Source organism: Streptococcus sp. HMSC078H03 (assembly GCF_001808655.1).
Lineage (GTDB): Bacteria > Bacillota > Bacilli > Lactobacillales > Streptococcaceae > Streptococcus > Streptococcus salivarius_G.
This window is the reverse complement of record NZ_KV794072.1, coordinates 149422-165488: the sequence shown is the minus strand read 5'-3', so window position 1 is coordinate 165488 and position 16067 is coordinate 149422. Positions and strand designations below refer to the sequence as shown.

General features: G+C 36.7%; 12 protein-coding genes and 6 pseudogenes. 8 read left to right on the top strand and 10 right to left on the bottom strand.

Going from position 1 to position 16067, the window contains the following annotated elements:
- The 9 genes and pseudogenes from HMPREF2607_RS10705 to rpmF all read right to left on the bottom strand — a co-directional run.
- Positions 1–118: pseudogene (locus HMPREF2607_RS10705) on the bottom strand (glycosyl transferase); the annotation flags it as partial.
- 102 nt (positions 119–220) lie between these two features.
- On the bottom strand, positions 221–1258 hold the full coding sequence (locus HMPREF2607_RS00980) for a sensor domain-containing diguanylate cyclase (RefSeq protein ID WP_070475401.1): 1038 nt from the start codon (positions 1256–1258) through the stop codon (positions 221–223).
- Positions 1259–1279: 21 nt separating this feature from the next.
- Positions 1280–1513 (bottom strand): annotated as a pseudogene (locus HMPREF2607_RS00975) (PfkB family carbohydrate kinase); the annotation flags it as partial.
- A gap of 29 nt (positions 1514–1542) precedes the next feature.
- Positions 1543–2151: pseudogene (locus HMPREF2607_RS10700) on the bottom strand (UDP-N-acetylglucosamine 2-epimerase).
- Complete coding sequence (locus HMPREF2607_RS10695) at positions 2099–2329, bottom strand: hypothetical protein (protein ID WP_148130139.1); 231 nt, start codon at positions 2327–2329, stop codon at positions 2099–2101. The pseudogene HMPREF2607_RS10700 and the gene HMPREF2607_RS10695 overlap by 53 nt, the downstream one beginning before the upstream one ends.
- A gap of 829 nt (positions 2330–3158) precedes the next feature.
- A pseudogene (locus HMPREF2607_RS10025) lies at positions 3159–4592 on the bottom strand (IS1182 family transposase).
- A 352-nt stretch (positions 4593–4944) separates the two neighbouring features.
- Positions 4945–6449, bottom strand: a pseudogene (locus tag HMPREF2607_RS00950) (serine/threonine-protein kinase).
- A gap of 388 nt (positions 6450–6837) precedes the next feature.
- Entirely contained in the window at positions 6838–6987 is a 150-nt protein-coding gene (rpmG, locus tag HMPREF2607_RS00945) for a 50S ribosomal protein L33 (RefSeq protein ID WP_002262412.1), read from the bottom strand.
- A gap of 15 nt (positions 6988–7002) precedes the next feature.
- Positions 7003–7185 carry a 50S ribosomal protein L32 gene (gene rpmF / locus HMPREF2607_RS00940; RefSeq protein WP_002885630.1) on the bottom strand — a complete coding sequence of 61 codons (183 nt, stop codon included), beginning with the start codon at positions 7183–7185 and terminating at the stop codon, positions 7003–7005.
- 230 nt (positions 7186–7415) lie between these two features.
- On the opposite strand from rpmF, the gene HMPREF2607_RS00935 reads away from it, so the two are divergent.
- The 8 genes and pseudogenes from HMPREF2607_RS00935 to yaaA all read left to right on the top strand — a co-directional run bounded on the left by HMPREF2607_RS00935 (position 7416) and on the right by yaaA (position 15430).
- On the top strand, positions 7416–8528 hold the full coding sequence (locus HMPREF2607_RS00935) for a vitamin B12 independent methionine synthase (RefSeq protein ID WP_048790907.1): 1113 nt from the start codon (positions 7416–7418) through the stop codon (positions 8526–8528).
- 91 nt (positions 8529–8619) lie between these two features.
- A pseudogene (locus HMPREF2607_RS10745) lies at positions 8620–8670 on the top strand (PTS transporter subunit EIIB); the annotation flags it as partial.
- 81 nt (positions 8671–8751) lie between these two features.
- The gene (locus HMPREF2607_RS00930; protein ID WP_239665577.1) at positions 8752–9954 is read left to right on the top strand and encodes a PTS transporter subunit EIIC; all 1203 of its coding nucleotides are present in this window, start codon (positions 8752–8754) and stop codon (positions 9952–9954) included.
- A 152-nt stretch (positions 9955–10106) separates the two neighbouring features.
- A complete protein-coding gene (hisS, locus tag HMPREF2607_RS00925; protein WP_048790908.1) occupies positions 10107–11387 on the top strand; it encodes a histidine--tRNA ligase in 1281 nt (426 codons plus the stop codon).
- Between the two features lie 7 nt (positions 11388–11394).
- Positions 11395–11817 carry a hypothetical protein gene (locus HMPREF2607_RS00920; RefSeq protein ID WP_070475396.1) on the top strand — a complete coding sequence of 141 codons (423 nt, stop codon included), beginning with the start codon at positions 11395–11397 and terminating at the stop codon, positions 11815–11817.
- Positions 11818–11926: 109 nt separating this feature from the next.
- Complete coding sequence (gene aspS / locus HMPREF2607_RS00915; protein WP_070475394.1) at positions 11927–13678, top strand: aspartate--tRNA ligase; 1752 nt, start codon at positions 11927–11929, stop codon at positions 13676–13678.
- Positions 13671–14612 carry a YitT family protein gene (locus tag HMPREF2607_RS00910; protein WP_070475392.1) on the top strand — a complete coding sequence of 314 codons (942 nt, stop codon included), beginning with the start codon at positions 13671–13673 and terminating at the stop codon, positions 14610–14612. Before aspS ends, HMPREF2607_RS00910 begins: the two co-directional genes overlap by 8 nt.
- Before the next feature lie 86 nt (positions 14613–14698).
- Positions 14699–15430: a peroxide stress protein YaaA gene (yaaA, locus tag HMPREF2607_RS00905; protein WP_070475390.1), complete on the top strand. Its 732-nt coding sequence runs from the start codon at positions 14699–14701 to the stop codon at positions 15428–15430.
- Positions 15431–15460: 30 nt separating this feature from the next.
- Here yaaA and nrdG read toward each other — a convergent pair whose 3' ends face one another.
- Positions 15461–16066, bottom strand: a complete 606-nt coding sequence (nrdG, locus tag HMPREF2607_RS00900) for an anaerobic ribonucleoside-triphosphate reductase activating protein (RefSeq protein WP_002885801.1) — start codon at positions 16064–16066, stop codon at positions 15461–15463.
- Between the last annotated feature and the right edge of the window lies 1 nt (position 16067).

Below are 16067 nucleotides of genomic sequence, written 5' to 3'. Positions count from 1 at the left end.
CGACTAGAATAATGTCAAACATTTGATTTTCCTTATCCCGAATATTTTTCAAAAGTTCCAACAAACGGTCATCAGGTTCATAGGCAGGAATGACAATAACAACATCTTGAAACATCATCGACGTTCTCCTTTCTGACTTTTATTTTCGTACATTTTCTTATCAGCTATTGCAAATAACGGTGCAAAATCAGCTCCACTACCGTCATCGACTAGAATAATGTCAAACATTTGATTTTCCTTTCTGACTTTTATTTTCGTACATTTTCTTATCAGCTATTGCAAAAAAATCAACGAAGTTTTTATGTGATTGATAAGAGTCCGTATAAGCACCTAAAGATGCTGTAATCCCCATATCTTTGAGAGTCATTTCTGCTTGAACAAGTTTTATTAAAAATTCAGCTTGATTTTCAGAAACTCCAGGGACTAAAACCGCAAATTCATCTCCACCTAACCTTGCTATTACAGCACTTTCAGGCATTATCTTCGTTAAAATATCACCAAATTCAATTAGAATCTTATCTCCCGTAGCATGTCCAAAGGTATCATTTGCTTCCTTGAATTTATCCAAATCAGATATAATAACCGTAATTTGTTCTTCTTTACGTGTCAGACATTCCTCAAAAGCAAGCTCAATATATCGTCGATTATGAACCCGTGTTAAAACATCTTCGTATGCCATCCTCTGTATTTCAAGTTCATGAAGTCTCTGCTCTGTAACATCAAGAACAAAACAAAAAACACCAATCACTTTTTGGCGATTGTTATAAATGGGAGAATACATATTTTGCCAGTAAAGCGTTTTGTCGCCTGTCTTAATAGTATCCATAAATATAAATGTTTCACCCTTTTTCGCACGATCAACATTTGCTTTTAAACGCGCAGCATCTTCACTATTAAGATAATTCATTGGAAAGTCACCAATTTTGGGAGTGAAATAAAAGATTTCTTCCATGAGCCGAATATCATTCTTATTAACCGCAATAAAACGATAATCTAAGTCTACAGCATAGACGTTAATAAGTTTCGAACTCTGTAAGATAAAGTGGGATAGCATATACTGTCTTCGATTAAGGTAAGATGCTAGGGTCCAAAGAACTAGTATTCCTATAAAGATTGCTAAAACGATGGGATTATCATGGTCAATCAAAACATCATCATACACTAAGCGCATTAATAACATTAACGCAGCAAAAATACTTAAGTACGTTAACAATCTTTGATGCTTGATTAAAAAATCACTTACTTTTCCTAATACCATTACAGCCTCACCATTCTAAGTAGTTTTAATACCTTCAGCATCCAAACTGTCTGTAACAAAACGTCCTGTAAAACCACCGATGAAGCCCGTAGCAGTATTGTCAATTCCTAAACGTTGTAGAATACGGCTGACATTAATACCCTTACCGCCAGCGAATTTATCATCACTCTCTATACGGTTAACTTCACCAATCTCTACCTTGTCGATACGAACAATGAAGTCGATTGATGGGTTTAGCGTCACAGTATAAATCATACTTCAATAACCCTCGTTTTCTCTTTTAATTATTTAAGGAGCCCTTCTTCCGAAGCATTTGTGATTATGGTTACTTTCTCAACCTCGGCTACCTTAGCATAGGTAACCTAACCAAGTTTAGAAGCATCAGCTAGAACATAGGCTTTTTGCGCATTAGCTATCACTGTTCGTTTAATGACCGCCTCTTCCATATCTGGCGTTGTGAAATAATTGGCATCAACTCCATTAGCACCAATGAAAGCACAATCAAAATTCAGTTGTCTGATTTGTTCCAGAGCTGTACTTCCAATAGAGGCATCTGTTGAATGTTTAACCTTACCACCAATAATCCTAGTACTAATACCGAGATCTACCAGCTTAACAGCATGATGGATAGAATTAGTCACAACCGTCACCTGACGATTCATTTCCTCTGGATATGGTGAATATTTGTCATAAGTTCTAAGCCCAGCCTCAACGTGACCAATACTTACTTTATTGTAAAATGCAACCAATCCAGCAGCAAAAGTTGTTGTAGTATCACCATGAACTAAAACCAAATCAGGTTGTTCTTTCTTAACAACTGGATCAAAATTAGCCAAAATTTTAGAAGTAATTTCCTGAAGTGATTGATTTTTTTCCCATGATATCCAAATCATAATCAGGAACTATTTCAAAAGTCTCCAAAACCTGGTCAAGCATTTGATGGTGTTGAGCTGTGACTACTGTAATAGTATTAATGGTTTCTTGATGTTTTTTCAACTCAAGAATTAACGGCGCCATCTTAATTGCCTCTGGTCTTGTCCCAAAGACAACCATAATATTTAATTTTCCCATAAGATCCCCCCTATGACCTATACGAAATCAATATAATATTGACAAATAAGACTCTACATTATCACTTTATTATCCCCAATAAAAAGGAAAATGAGTTATCCTTTCTCCAAAAGCATTAAAGGGAATGCCCTCGCTATTGGTCTTGTTTTGCAAATGATGTAAAGTAGATAAAGAAAAAGGTCTCAATAAAAAGACTATCATTACGTATAAAATTCAAGAAGTAAGACAAGAAAACTAAGTCATATCATCCAAGGATATCAATTGTTTTGAGATTTTCTAGTCTTCTCCCCCGAATTTAAAAATACACTATTTAATAAATAAAAAAACTGCAGGAGAAAAAACGCTTTGCTAATAAAAGTGTTTTTGAATCCAGCAGTATTGCTAATTTACATATATTTCATAAAAACTTCTCCCCATTTTAAAGAGCGTCCCCTTTACTTACGCTCTATCCCCATCTTACAAATCAAAACATCGGTATGATAACCCTATCCCAATACCATATCACATAGCACCAAGTACCAACAAGTAATCATTCAACTCTCCCCAAAAGAGTCAAAATATTACAAACAGGTTGGCTTCGAGTTACTACTACCCATGTTCCCTATTCATATAGACGCTATAATTATAGCATGTTATTTTTATTTTTCAACCTTCTTTCAATTTTTTATTATTTTAATGTATGTGATAAGCATTATAATGAGGTCGTTTGAATTAAGCACTCCTACTTAACAAATACTAATCAAATGATATTTATCTATATTTTAATAAATAATAATTAAACACCCTTTGGCTTTTAAATGGATTTGCATAAAAAAAATCAGAATTCCTATTAAAATTCTGATTCAGAATGAAGATAAACATCGTTTTTGATGTTTGTCTTTTTTTATATTCACACTTAATTCTCCCATAATCCAATAATATTGAGGTATTTGGATAAAATAACGGGTCTTCCCTACCATCATTTTTACCAATTTTTTGATATTTAGACATGCCAAAGTAAGCCCAACCTTATCTTCCATTTTGGACTTTCCTTTTTCTCTGGTATAACGCAAGTTATGATATTCTTTAGCTGTTCCGAATAAACGTTCTATCGTTTCTTTCCGGTGTTGGTACCGTTCCTTCATCCCACTTTGATGACGGATATCTTCACAGATTTCTAAGGCATCTTTCCAAATATGACGCACAACAACTTTTTGGTGCTGGCGACTTTCAGTACAAATCGCTAACAAGGGACAGGTCTTACAAATTTCGGGATTACTTTTATATTCTCTATAACCTTCACGTGTCGTTGTACGGTAAGTTAATACCTGGTTCTCTGGACAAAGATAGCAGTCAAAATGCTCGTCATAGACAAAGTCTCTAGGACGTAGAAAGCCTCTCTTACCTCTTGGCCTAGTGTAAGGGAATACTGGCGTAATCTCTTTTTCTAAAAGAAACTTGGCAATACTAGGTGTTTTGTAGCCTGAATTCGCAATAATGAATTCAGGGGAGAAGGGTTCTAACTTGGCGAAAAGAACAGGAAAGGCCTGACTATCATGGATGTTACCTGCTTCAACTGTATAAGCCAAGGCCCAACCATGTTTATCACAAGCTACCTGAGTATTATAAGCGAAGACTTCCTTGTGTTCTCCCTTGTGAAACCAACCACTATCTGGGTCTGTCGTTGATTGTTTCTTAGGTTTGGCCTCGCCTTTTTTGCATGTTTCTTCCTGTCTAAATTAATTTCAATGTCCAGTTGTTCACTCATGAATTTAGCTTTTTGATTAACGACAACATTTTTGTACTTATGATTATTAGCAGCTGCCTTGATATGTGTCCCATCGATGAAGATTTCTGAGGGATCAATAAGCCCAGCCTCCAAAACTTGATGAAGCACATGACTAAAAATGTGTGCTAATAATTCTTTATTTTGAAAGCGTCGGCTATAGTTCTTACCGTAAGTTGTAAAATGTGGCACCTTATCGTCCAGAGATAAGCCAAGAAACCAACGATAAGCCGTATTCACCTCGATGTCCTTGATGGTTTGGCGCATAGAACGAATGCCATAAAAACATTGAATCAAAGGAATCTTAACTAACAGGACAGGGTCTAGACTAGGACGACCATTATCTGAAGAATAACTATCCTCAACAACATCATAAATAAAAGTAAAATCAATCGTTTCTTCAACTTTTCTTAAAAAATGGTCTTTAGGCACAAGTTCATCAAGAGTATATAAACCTACTTGACGACGATTGTATTCAGGATTATCTTTGTGAAACATAGGAGTACCTCATCAAATGCCTTTTCTTTTATTATACTCCTTCGAAGCAAGAAAAGTCCCCAGAAGTATAACTTCTGAGGACTTTGTCTTCAATCTGAAAGAGGTATTTTTATACCTCTTTTTGTTCACTCTTCAATTATGCTGTCACTGTCCATTTACTGTCCTATATTGTGTAAAATATATAAAAGTTGTTAAGTTTACTAGTAGTTAAATCCCTTAAAATCAGTATTTATGATGATAACAAGCCTAAAAAATTCTTGGAACAAGTTTTGCATGTCTATTATAACAGCAAATAATAAACTTTCGGGAAAAGACATATTTTTCGGACAGTTACACTTTATTCTGACATTTTTTATCTTTCTAGTATTGTCTCGATTAATGGTTCTACCCCTTTGTTAATTAACCTTTCTATCTTATGTTGTGCATTGAAACGAATAATGTCATAAGCTACGTATTTTAATATATAAGCAGCCACTTCGTTAACATTATAAGAAAAATGTCCTTTTAAAATTTCATAAGCTAGGCTAGCAAAAGGGTCTGCATCTTCAAATCGTTTGATATATTGCACATAGTTAGAATCAATCTTCTGAATTATATAAGTTGCGTGAGAGTCATCCAAATTCATAAAGCTAAGTAAGCATTCGGTAAAGCGAGTTCCTTTATTGATACAAGATAGGCAGAGATCTTTTTCTGACATTTCATAAATATAGTTTTCTATGTCGTTATCAAAAATACCTTGATTAATTTTTTCCCAGATTTTTTCTTTAAAAGATTCATGACTTCTTATTCTTAACCATGAATTCAACCCGTTCAACATATCTGTTGCATTTTCATACCTATAATTAGGATCGATATTGGTAGCTTTTGTACTGATTGAACGCAGGGTATGCGAAAAATTATTAGGATCTCCAGTCATAACAAAATTGATAATTCTCCCGAGAGAGTATACATCACTACTTTTGTCAGCCTCTTTTAGAAGAGTTAGTTGTTCTGGTGCACAATAAAAAAGCTGTCCAAAAGATGCGGTATCTATAGTTTGATGCGAGGTTAAGATGTTAATATTTTTTCCTAAACCAAAATCCGCTACTTTTATTATTCCGTTTATGAAGAAAATATTAGTAGGGCTTAGATCCCTGTGCAAAATTCCTCGTTTATGCACTAGAGATATAGTGTGAAGTATTTGCCGTAAAATATTAAATTTTGATTCATCTGGTAATTCGCTTTCTTTAATATAATTAGCTAAAGTAAAATCCGCTTTTTCCATTGTGTAGGAATAATTATCGATATTAAAGTCATATACATTTATAATACTTTCAATATCTGAACATGATTTTGTAATTTCAAACTCTCTACGAAATCGACTTCTTAGCGATTCATGTTTAACCGAGTCTTCATTTAATTTTTTTAATACTAATCCTGTAGATTTTTGTAGAAAAATATCTGCAAATCCACCTTTTCCGATTTCTACTAAATCTTGATCGGTTTCTACTAAGAAGAATTCATTGCCTTTTTTTGACAAATACAATGAATAAATTGAGCAGACTTTATTTAATTCCGTTAAAACCTTTTGTTGGTATTCTAAAGAATCAACTTCACCTTTTTGACGTTCTGTTAAAAGATATTGTTTGCTCAATATAATGCTGAAAAAAGATCAAGTTTACCAGTTTCAGAGAAACTTAGTAATTTATCATTTACATAAACCCATCTTGTTGGGAACCCTTGACGGTAAACATCACTAAAACCGAAATAGCTATTAAAAAAGTCTACTAACTGTGGGCCAGTTTTATAGGTAAATAATTCTGTTTCATCCCCACAGAATATTTTTGCAAGTGTTTTGTAAAATTCTGGATTGATCAATAACGATACCTCTATCATAAATAAGCTAATAGATTCATTATAGCACTATAAATAAAGAAGACTATCTTTGTAATACACTTACTTAATTTTTTATATATCAACAATTTATTTGGTCAATTTAATTTGCTTAATTGACAGAAAAATGAAAGATCTCATTCAATCAGATCTATTTATTTTTTATGAATAAGTTGTACAACCCTGCTAAAGGTTGATATAAAGCTATTTATAAATCACTTGGACACAAACCGTGTCCAATCAGATTTTACGATAAAAAGGTAGAGAAAAAGGTAGAGTTTGAATTGAAATACAGTGCAATAAACTGCAATTGACAAAAAGAAAAAACGCTTGAAATCAGCGTTTTTCTTTTGTATTGATTCGTATTGAATCCTTATTTTACCTCAGTAAAGATTACGTGTTTACGCAATTTTGGTGAGTATTTTTTCAATTGAAGACGGTCTGGAGTGTTACGTTTGTTTTTTGAAGTAAGGTACAAGCGTTCACCAGATTCTTTGTGTTCAAGTGTAATATTTACGCGCATGGTATCTCCCTTCTATTATTTAGCTGCGTTAGCTTTAGCGATTTTACGTCCTTTGTAGTATCCTTTAAGTGATACACGGTGTGAACGTGAGTAATCTCCAGTTGTTTCGTCAAATTGTACTGATGGAGCAGTCAATTTGTAGTGTGTACGACGTTTGTTTTTCTTCGCTTTTGAAGTGTGACGTGCAGGTACTGCCATTTCTTTATTTCCTCCGAATTAATATTTATGTTCTTGATTTTAAATCAACTATAACAGAATAACATATCTTTTTTGTAAAGTAAAGTTACTTGACAAAAAACTTCTCAAGAAAATATATAGTTAAAAACTATACAATGTGATAGTAAATACATATTTCACAGCTATAACAGCAAGTGCTAGAATAGGCTTATTATTACATTAAATGAAAGAATAAAAAGGAGTAAATAACTATGAGTAAAGTTCATTATCATTTTGATCATGTTGGTTCTTACCTTCGTCCACAAGCTTTAAAAGAAGCACGTGAAAAATTTGCCAATGGTGAGATTTCGCAAGAGGAATTGTTGAAAGTACAAGATGAATTGGTTAAGGAATTGGTTCATCATGAGGTAGAAAATGGCCTTCAAGTCGTTTCTGATGGTGAATTTGGTCGTTCTTGGTGGCACCTTGACTTCCTATGGAACCTAACTGGTTTTGAAGCTTACCAACAAGAGGATTCATATAAATTTCATGGAGCTAAGACACGTACAACTAACGTTCGTATCAATGGTAAAATTGATGAAAATCCTAATCATCCTTTCTATCGTGACTTTGAATATCTTAAATCAGTGACTCCTGAAGGAATTACTCCAAAAGTAACTATTCCAAGTCCATCACTCATCATTAACCGTGACCACCGTAGTGATCTTTATGCTGATTACTATGATTCATGGACAGATTTCCTTGATGATTTGGCTAAAGCTTACCATGATACCATCCAACATTTCTACGATTTGGGTGCACGTTATGTACAATTGGATGATACGACTTGGGGTTATTTGATTCAACAGTTTGAGAATGAAAAAAATAATCCTGAGAAAACAGCTGAGTTGGCAAAAATTGCTGAGGATGATGTATACACTATCAATAAAGCTTTGGAAGGTCTTCCAGAAGATTTGACTTTGGCTACTCACATTTGTCGTGGGAACTTTAAGTCAACTTATCTTTTTGAAGGTGGCTATGATTCAGTCGCTAAATATCTTGGTCAATTGAACTATGATATCTTCTTCTTGGAATACGATGATGCGCGTTCAGGTAGCTTCGCACCACTTCCAACGATTTGGAATAACCGTGATCATGTTGAATTGGTACTTGGTGTGATTACTTCTAAGGATCCAGCTTTGGAAGATGTAGATGCTGTCATTGCTCGTATCCATGAAGCGGCTGAACTTGTACCACTTAAGAACCTTGGTATCTCAACTCAATGTGGTTTTGCCTCAACTGAAGAAGGTAATATCTTGACTGAGCAAGATGAGTGGAATAAATTGCAATTGATTAAAACAATTACTGATAAAGTTTGGTCATAATAGAAAAAATGCAGAGGACAGGCTCAGCTTGTTCTCTATTTTTATGAATATAGAAAGGAAGTGTCATGGATTATAAAGAGATAGGACAGAAATTTTAGAAGCTGTAGGAGGAAAGGAGAACGTTCAGAATCTAACCCATTGTGCGACACGTTTACGTTTTACCTTAGCAGATGATTCTAAAGCTGATGATGAGGCTGTTAAAGCTATCGATGGTGTGGTGAGTTTGGCTAAGAGTGGTGGCCAGTATCAAGTTGTTGTTGGGAGTGATGTACCAAATGTATACCGCGCTTTAGAAGGGTTATTGGATCTGGATGAAGTATCTAAGGAATCATCGGAAAAACAAGATAGAACTCCTCTTCAAAGCTTTTTAGCTCTTATTTCTGGGATTTTCACCCCAATCTTACCAGTAATTACAGCAGCAGGGATGATCAAGGCTGTTTTGTCCCTTTTGGTTGTCTTTAAGGTAGTAGCTGTAGATGATGTTAACTATCAAGTTCTTAATTTTATTGGCGATGCTGGATTTTATTTCTTACCTGTATTTTTAGGTGCCTCAGCAGCTCGACAGTTTAAGACGAATGCTCAATTGGGGATGTTGATTGGTGCTATTTTATTACACCCAACTTTTACTCAGATTGTGACAACTGCCAAGGAATCAGGTCATGGCGTCTCTTTCTTTAGTATTCCTCTTACATTAACTTCTTACTCATCAACGGTTATCCCTGTTATTTTGGCAGTTTGGTTTATGAGTTACGTGGAGCGCTTTGCGATTAAAATTTCACCAAAGGCTGTGAAGTTTTTCTTGGTTCCTATGATTACGACCTTAATTACTGCAATCGTAACACTTTTGATTTTAGGTCCAATTGGTGCTGTCATTGGTAACTGGTTGGGTGATTTCTTTAAGTGGTTGGAAAACTTTGGCCCATGGGTTGTTCCGACAATTGTAGGAGCAACCTTCCCGTTAATGGTTACAACAGGAATTCACTATGGCTTAGTATCCATTGGAATCAATAACCGTATGACTATTGGTTATGATACGATTGCACAGCCAGGTGCTTTGGCTTCAAATGTGGCTCAGGGTGGAGCAGCTCTTGCTATTGCTTTAAAAACTAAGGATACCAATAAAAAAGCTCTAGCTTCATCTGCTGGGATTACTGCGATTTGTGGGATTACGGAACCGGCTCTTTATGGGGTAACTTTGCAAAATAAAGCAGCCCTTATAGGATCTATTGTTGCAGGGGGAGTAGGTAGCTTCTTCCTTGGTATTTTAGGTGCGAGAAATTTTGCGGGTGGTTCCCCGGGTATCTTGACGATTGCAGCGTATATCGGTGAAGATACACTTAAATATTTTTACACAGCTATTGCAGGTCTTGTAATTTCTGTTGTGGTCTCTTTCATTGTGACCTTCATTCTTTGTAAGGAAGATTAATGATTGTGGCAGGCCGAGAGGTCTGTTTCTTTCTTACGTTGAAAAATCCTCCACCATTTCCCAAAAGCTATATAAATTATGATAGAATAGAGTGATTATATCTGTAATAACGGAAAAGGAGGGCAGGTCTATCTGAGGCCTGTATCATCATTATGAAACTTCAAAAACCTAAGGGAACGCAGGATATTTTACCTGCGGATAGTGCCAAATGGCAGTACGTAGAAAATGTTGCACGTGAAACATTTAAGAAATACAATTATGGTGAAATTCGTACACCTATGTTTGAACATTACGAGGTCATTTCACGTTCAGTAGGTGATACAACTGACATCGTTACTAAGGAAATGTATGATTTTCATGATAAGGGAGACCGTCATATTACACTTCGTCCAGAAGGAACAGCACCGGTTGTACGCTCTTATGTAGAAAACAAACTCTTTGCGCCAGAGGTCCAAAAACCTGTTAAAGTTTATTATATTGGATCAATGTTCCGTTATGAACGTCCTCAAGCAGGACGCTTGCGCGAGTTCCACCAACTAGGTGTAGAGTGCTTTGGATCAAAAAATCCTGCAACAGATGTTGAAACCATTGCTATGGCCTACCAACTCTTTAATACGCTTGGCATTAAGGATGTTACCCTTCATTTGAATAGCCTTGGAAATACTGAGAGTCGTCTGGCTTATCGTCAGGCCTTGATTGACTACTTGACACCGATTCGTGAAAGTTTGTCAAAAGATAGTCAACGCCGTTTGGATGAAAATCCTTTGCGAGTACTCGATTCAAAAGAAAAAGAAGATAAGGTTGCAGTTGAAAATGCTCCTTCTATCCTTGATTATTTAGATGAAGAAAGTCAAGCGCACTTTGACGAAGTACGTACCATGCTCGATAGTCTTAACATTCCTTACGTGATTGATACTAATATGGTACGTGGTCTTGATTACTATAATCACACGATTTTTGAATTTATTACCACTATTGATAAGTCTGAATTGACAATTTGTGCAGGCGGTCGTTACGATAGTTTGGTTGAATACTTCGGTGGTCCAGAAACAGCTGGTTTTGGTTTTGGACTTGGTTTAGAACGCTTGCTTTTGGTTCTTGATAAACAAGGTATTGAGCTTCCGGTAGAAGAAAGTCTGGATGTTTACATTGCAGTACTTGGTTCAGGTGCTAATGGCAAAGCTCTTGAGTTAGTTCAAGCTATCCGCTATCAAGGATTTAAGGCTGAACGTGATTACCTTGGACGTAAGATTAAGGCGCAATTTAAGTCAGCAGATACCTTCAAGGCCAAGACGGTTATCACATTAGGTGAGAGTGAAGTGGAGTCAGGTCAGGTCAATGTCAAAAATAACGCTACTCGTGAGGAAGTTACTGTAAGTTTCGAAGAGCTAACTAACAATTTTGCAGCAGTCCTCAAACAGTTAGAAAAGTAGGGGGCATATGGTTAGTATAGTTGATATGCTCAAACGGAGTGAAAAGTTCAGTTTGGCTTTTGATCGTAGTATGCCCATTCGTTTCCAACAACAGTTTTGGCAGCTGATCGCCTTTCTTGATAAACATGACATTACTTGGTTCAATGATGAGCCTGCAGGTGATCATGCGATGTGCCAGCAATTACTTGGTCAAGTTTGGCGTCAAGATTGTCAAGATGTGGTCTTGAGTTTTGAAACACAGGAACGTTATTTGGGATGGCAGGTAGACGAGGAAACTGATGAACTTAGTGTTATCATTGAGGATGTTTACGGATTCCGTTGGAATAGTTTACTTGACTTAGAAACAGCCGATTATCGTTTTGAAGATTTTGAAGAGTTTGCTGAGGATTACGTGGATACTAGTGATTTGTTGAAACAATTTGGCAAATAGTTTTATAAAAAAGAAAGTCTATTAAAATTCTAACCTGAAATGGGTGGGGTTTTGATGGGCTTTTTGCTATAATAGTTAAGACTAAAAAATTAACGAAAGAAGTGTATTTATGGAACGTTCTATGTATGCCGGACGTGTTCGTAGTGAACACATCGGAACTACTATTACTTTGAAAGGTTGGGTATCTCGCCGTCGTAACCTCGGAGGTTTGATTTTCATCGATCTTCGTGACCGTGAAGGTTTGATGCAGTTGGTTGTTAACCCTGAAAATGCGGATGCTAATGTTGTTGAAACAGCTGAAAGCTTGCGTAGCGAATTTGTTATTGAAGTAACAGGAACTGTTGAAGCGCGTGAACAAGCTAATGATAACTTGCCTACAGGTGCTGTCGAACTTAAAGTTGAAGACCTTAAAGTCCTTAATACTGCCAAAACAACACCATTTGAAATCAAAGATGGTGTTGAGGCTAGTGATGATACACGTATGCGTTACCGCTACTTGGATCTTCGTCGTCCAGAGATGTTGGAAAACTTTAAGCTCCGTGCAAAGGTAACTCACGCCATCCGTAATTATCTTGATGATTTAGAATTTATCGATGTTGAAACACCAATGTTGACAAAATCTACACCAGAAGGTGCTCGTGATTACTTGGTTCCAAGCCGTGTTAGCCAAGGTCACTTTTATGCTCTTCCGCAAAGTCCTCAAATCACTAAACAATTATTGATGAATGCTGGTTTTGACCGTTATTATCAAATTGTTAAGTGTTTCCGTGATGAAGATTTGCGTGGAGACCGTCAACCTGAATTTACACAAGTTGACTTGGAAACGTCATTCCTTAATGAGCAAGAAATCCAAGATATTACAGAGGGATTGATTGCTAAGGTTATGAAAGAAACTAAAGGAATTGAAGTTACACTACCATTCCCACGCATGTCTTATGATGATGCCATGAATAACTATGGTTCTGACAAGCCAGATACACGCTTTGACATGCTTTTACAAGACTTGACAGAGGTTGTCAAGGGTGTAGACTTCAAAGTGTTTGCTGAGGCACCAGCTGTTAAGGCAATTGTTGTCAAAGGAAATGCAGACAAATACTCACGTAAAAGTATTGACAAGTTGACAGAGTTTGCCAAACAATTTGGTGCTAAAGGTCTTGCTTGGGTTAAGATGACTGACGGAGCTCTAGCAGGTCCAGTTGCTAAATTCTTGACAAGTATTGAAGGCAAGTTGACAGATGCTTTACACCTTGAAGAGAATGATCTAGTTCTTTTTGTAGCAGATACACTTGAAATCGCTAATAACACACTTGGTGCTTTGCGTAATCAAATTGCTAAAGAACTTGACATGATTGACAATACTAAGTTCAACTTCCTGTGGGTTGTTGATTGGCCAATGTTTGAGTGGTCTGAAGAAGAAGGACGCTATATGTCTGCTCACCACCCATTTACTTTGCCAACAGAAGATTCTGCAGCAGAGCTTGAAGGAGATCTTTCCAAGGTACGTGCTGTAGCTTATGATATTGTCTTGAATGGTTATGAGCTTGGTGGAGGTAGTCTACGTATCAATCATAAAGACCTACAGGAACGTATGTTGAAAGCCCTTGGTTTCTCTGAAGAATCAGCCTATGAGCAATTTGGATTCCTTCTTGAAGCTATGGACTATGGTTTCCCACCACATGGTGGTTTGGCTATCGGTCTTGACCGTTTTGTTATGCTTCTTGCAGGTAAAGATAATATCCGTGAAGTGATTGCCTTCCCTAAAAATAATAAGGCATCAGATCCTATGACTCAGGCTCCAAGTCTTGTGGCTGATAAACAGTTGGAAGAACTTGCCCTTCATGTAGATTTAGAAAATGAATAAAGCACCTCTTCATAAACATGTTAAATTTGTAGCGAAAAAGTCTGCGAAGAAAATGGGCGTTTTGCAGGCTGCACGTAGTATTTCCCGTGAAAAATATACTGAAAAAGTTTCAGCTTCTTTACTTTACGGGCTCTTATCGTCAATCGCCGTTAATTTCTTTTTTCAACCTGGACATGTTTACTCCAGTGGAGCAACAGGTTTGGCACAGGTTTTATCGGCATTGAGTGTTAGAACTTTAGGCTTTGAGATACCAGTATCATTGACTTTCTATGCAATTAATATCCCTCTCTTGATTCTGGCTTGGTATAAGATTGGCCATAAATTTACAATCTTTACTTTCATTACAGTAACGATGAGCTCCCTTTTTATTCAGGTGATGCCACATGTAACCTTGACAGAGGATCCTTTGATCAATGCTATCTTTGGTGGTTTGGTCATGGGAACGGGAATTGGTTTCGGTTTAAAATCACGTATCTCTAGTGGAGGGACGGATATCGTTAGCCTCACTATTCGTAAGAAAACAGGCCGTGATGTTGGGAATATCTCCTTGATTGTCAATGGGATTATCATGGTTTTTGCGGGCATTCTTTTTGGTTGGAAATATGCTCTTTATTCAATGGTGACTATTTTTGTTTCTAGTCGAGTTACAGATGCGATTTTCACGAAACAAAAGAAAATGCAGGCTATGATTGTCACAAGTAATCCCGACCCAGTTGTAAGGATGATTCAGAAAAAACTCCACCGTGGAGTAACGATGATTAATGATGCGGAAGGGACTTATAATCACGAAAAGAAAGCAGTATTACTGGCGATTATTACGCGTGAAGAGTATACTGACTTCAAGCATTATATGAGAAAAGCAGATCCTAAAGCTTTTGTCTCCATCGCAGAAAATGTACATATTTTAGGTCGTTTTGTTGATTTAGATGACTAACAAAAAAAGGAAGTTGACGAACGTTAGCTTCTTTTTTGTTGGAGAGAATTCTTGACGAAATGCCTGCTTGACTTTACAATATCAGTATGATTAGATTTTTAATTCCAACCGCAAAAGAAATGAAGGCCAGTAAGGAAGTTTCGTCTCAAAAATTATCCGAAAAGAGTGCGGCTATCCTAACTGAAATGGCAAAATTGTCCACAGATGAATTATCCACAGCTTATAAAATAAAGCCTGAGCAGGCTGAGAAAGAAAAGCAGCGCTGGGCTGCGATTTTGTCGGGAGAAGCGAAGAATTATCCGGCTGTCGAGCTTTTTAATGGTCTGATGTATCGTCACATCAAACGTAGTGACTTATCCACATGTGAAAAAGATTTCTTAGGTCAACAAGTGTTTATCACATCTTCTTTTTATGGAATCATTCCCGCTTTTTACCCGATTCAAGAACATCGTCATGACTTTCATACGAAGATAAAGGTTGATGGTCAGTCCTTAAAAAACTATTGGCGTGCCGAATATGACCAATTTTTAGAGGAGAGTCAAGTTCCAGTTGTTTCTTTGCTTTCGAGTGAATTCGAGGATGTTTTTAGTCCAACTCTTCGTAAGCAGTTATTCACGGTTAGTTTTATGGAAGACCGCAATGGGGTTCTTAAGACTCACTCTACGATTTCCAAAAAGGCAAGAGGGGCTTTTTTGACAGCTGTTATGGAGGAGAATTGTCAAACGATTAATGATTTACGAAAATTGTCTTTTGATGAGTTTAATTATCGTGAGGATTTATCCTCTAATAATGAGCTAGTTTTTGTTAAAATTGCATAAAAAAGTCTGAGTTATAAGCTCAGACTTTTTTTATAGCATATCTTTACGATCGACTTGTTCATAGTTCGTTTGACCGTCATTTAGCTTGTCCCAAATAACGACTTCTCCTTGATTAAGAGATTTTTTGACATCAATAATACGTTGATTAGATGATCCTCGAAACTGGAGCATAAGGTTCTTTTTAGTGATGTCAAAGCGGCCGTCAACGAGAATGTCAACGAGTTGAAGAAGTTCTAGTTTATCAGGAGTTTCAAGCATCAACTCCTCCCAAGTATAACCAGTCCAAGACCAGATATCTTTTTCCGGGAGTTCCTCACGAATGCGTTTGACTAGGGGAATGAGAATTCCTGTGTTTAGGAAGGGTTCACCACCAAGTAGCGTGAGACCTTGTACGTAAGGTTGAGCTAGATCCCTCATGATTTGTTCTTCAAGTTCTTTAGTATAGGGAATTCCTGCCTTAAAGGACCAGGTGGCAGCGTTATAGCATCCCTCGCAATGAAACATGCAACCAGAGACGTAAAGGGAGTTACGCACGCCTTCACCATCAACGAAATTAAAAGCTTTGTAGTCAATAATACGTCCTTGGCTAAGTTCTTCAGACTTCCATTCCTGTGGTTTTGGTGTATTCCATGTCATG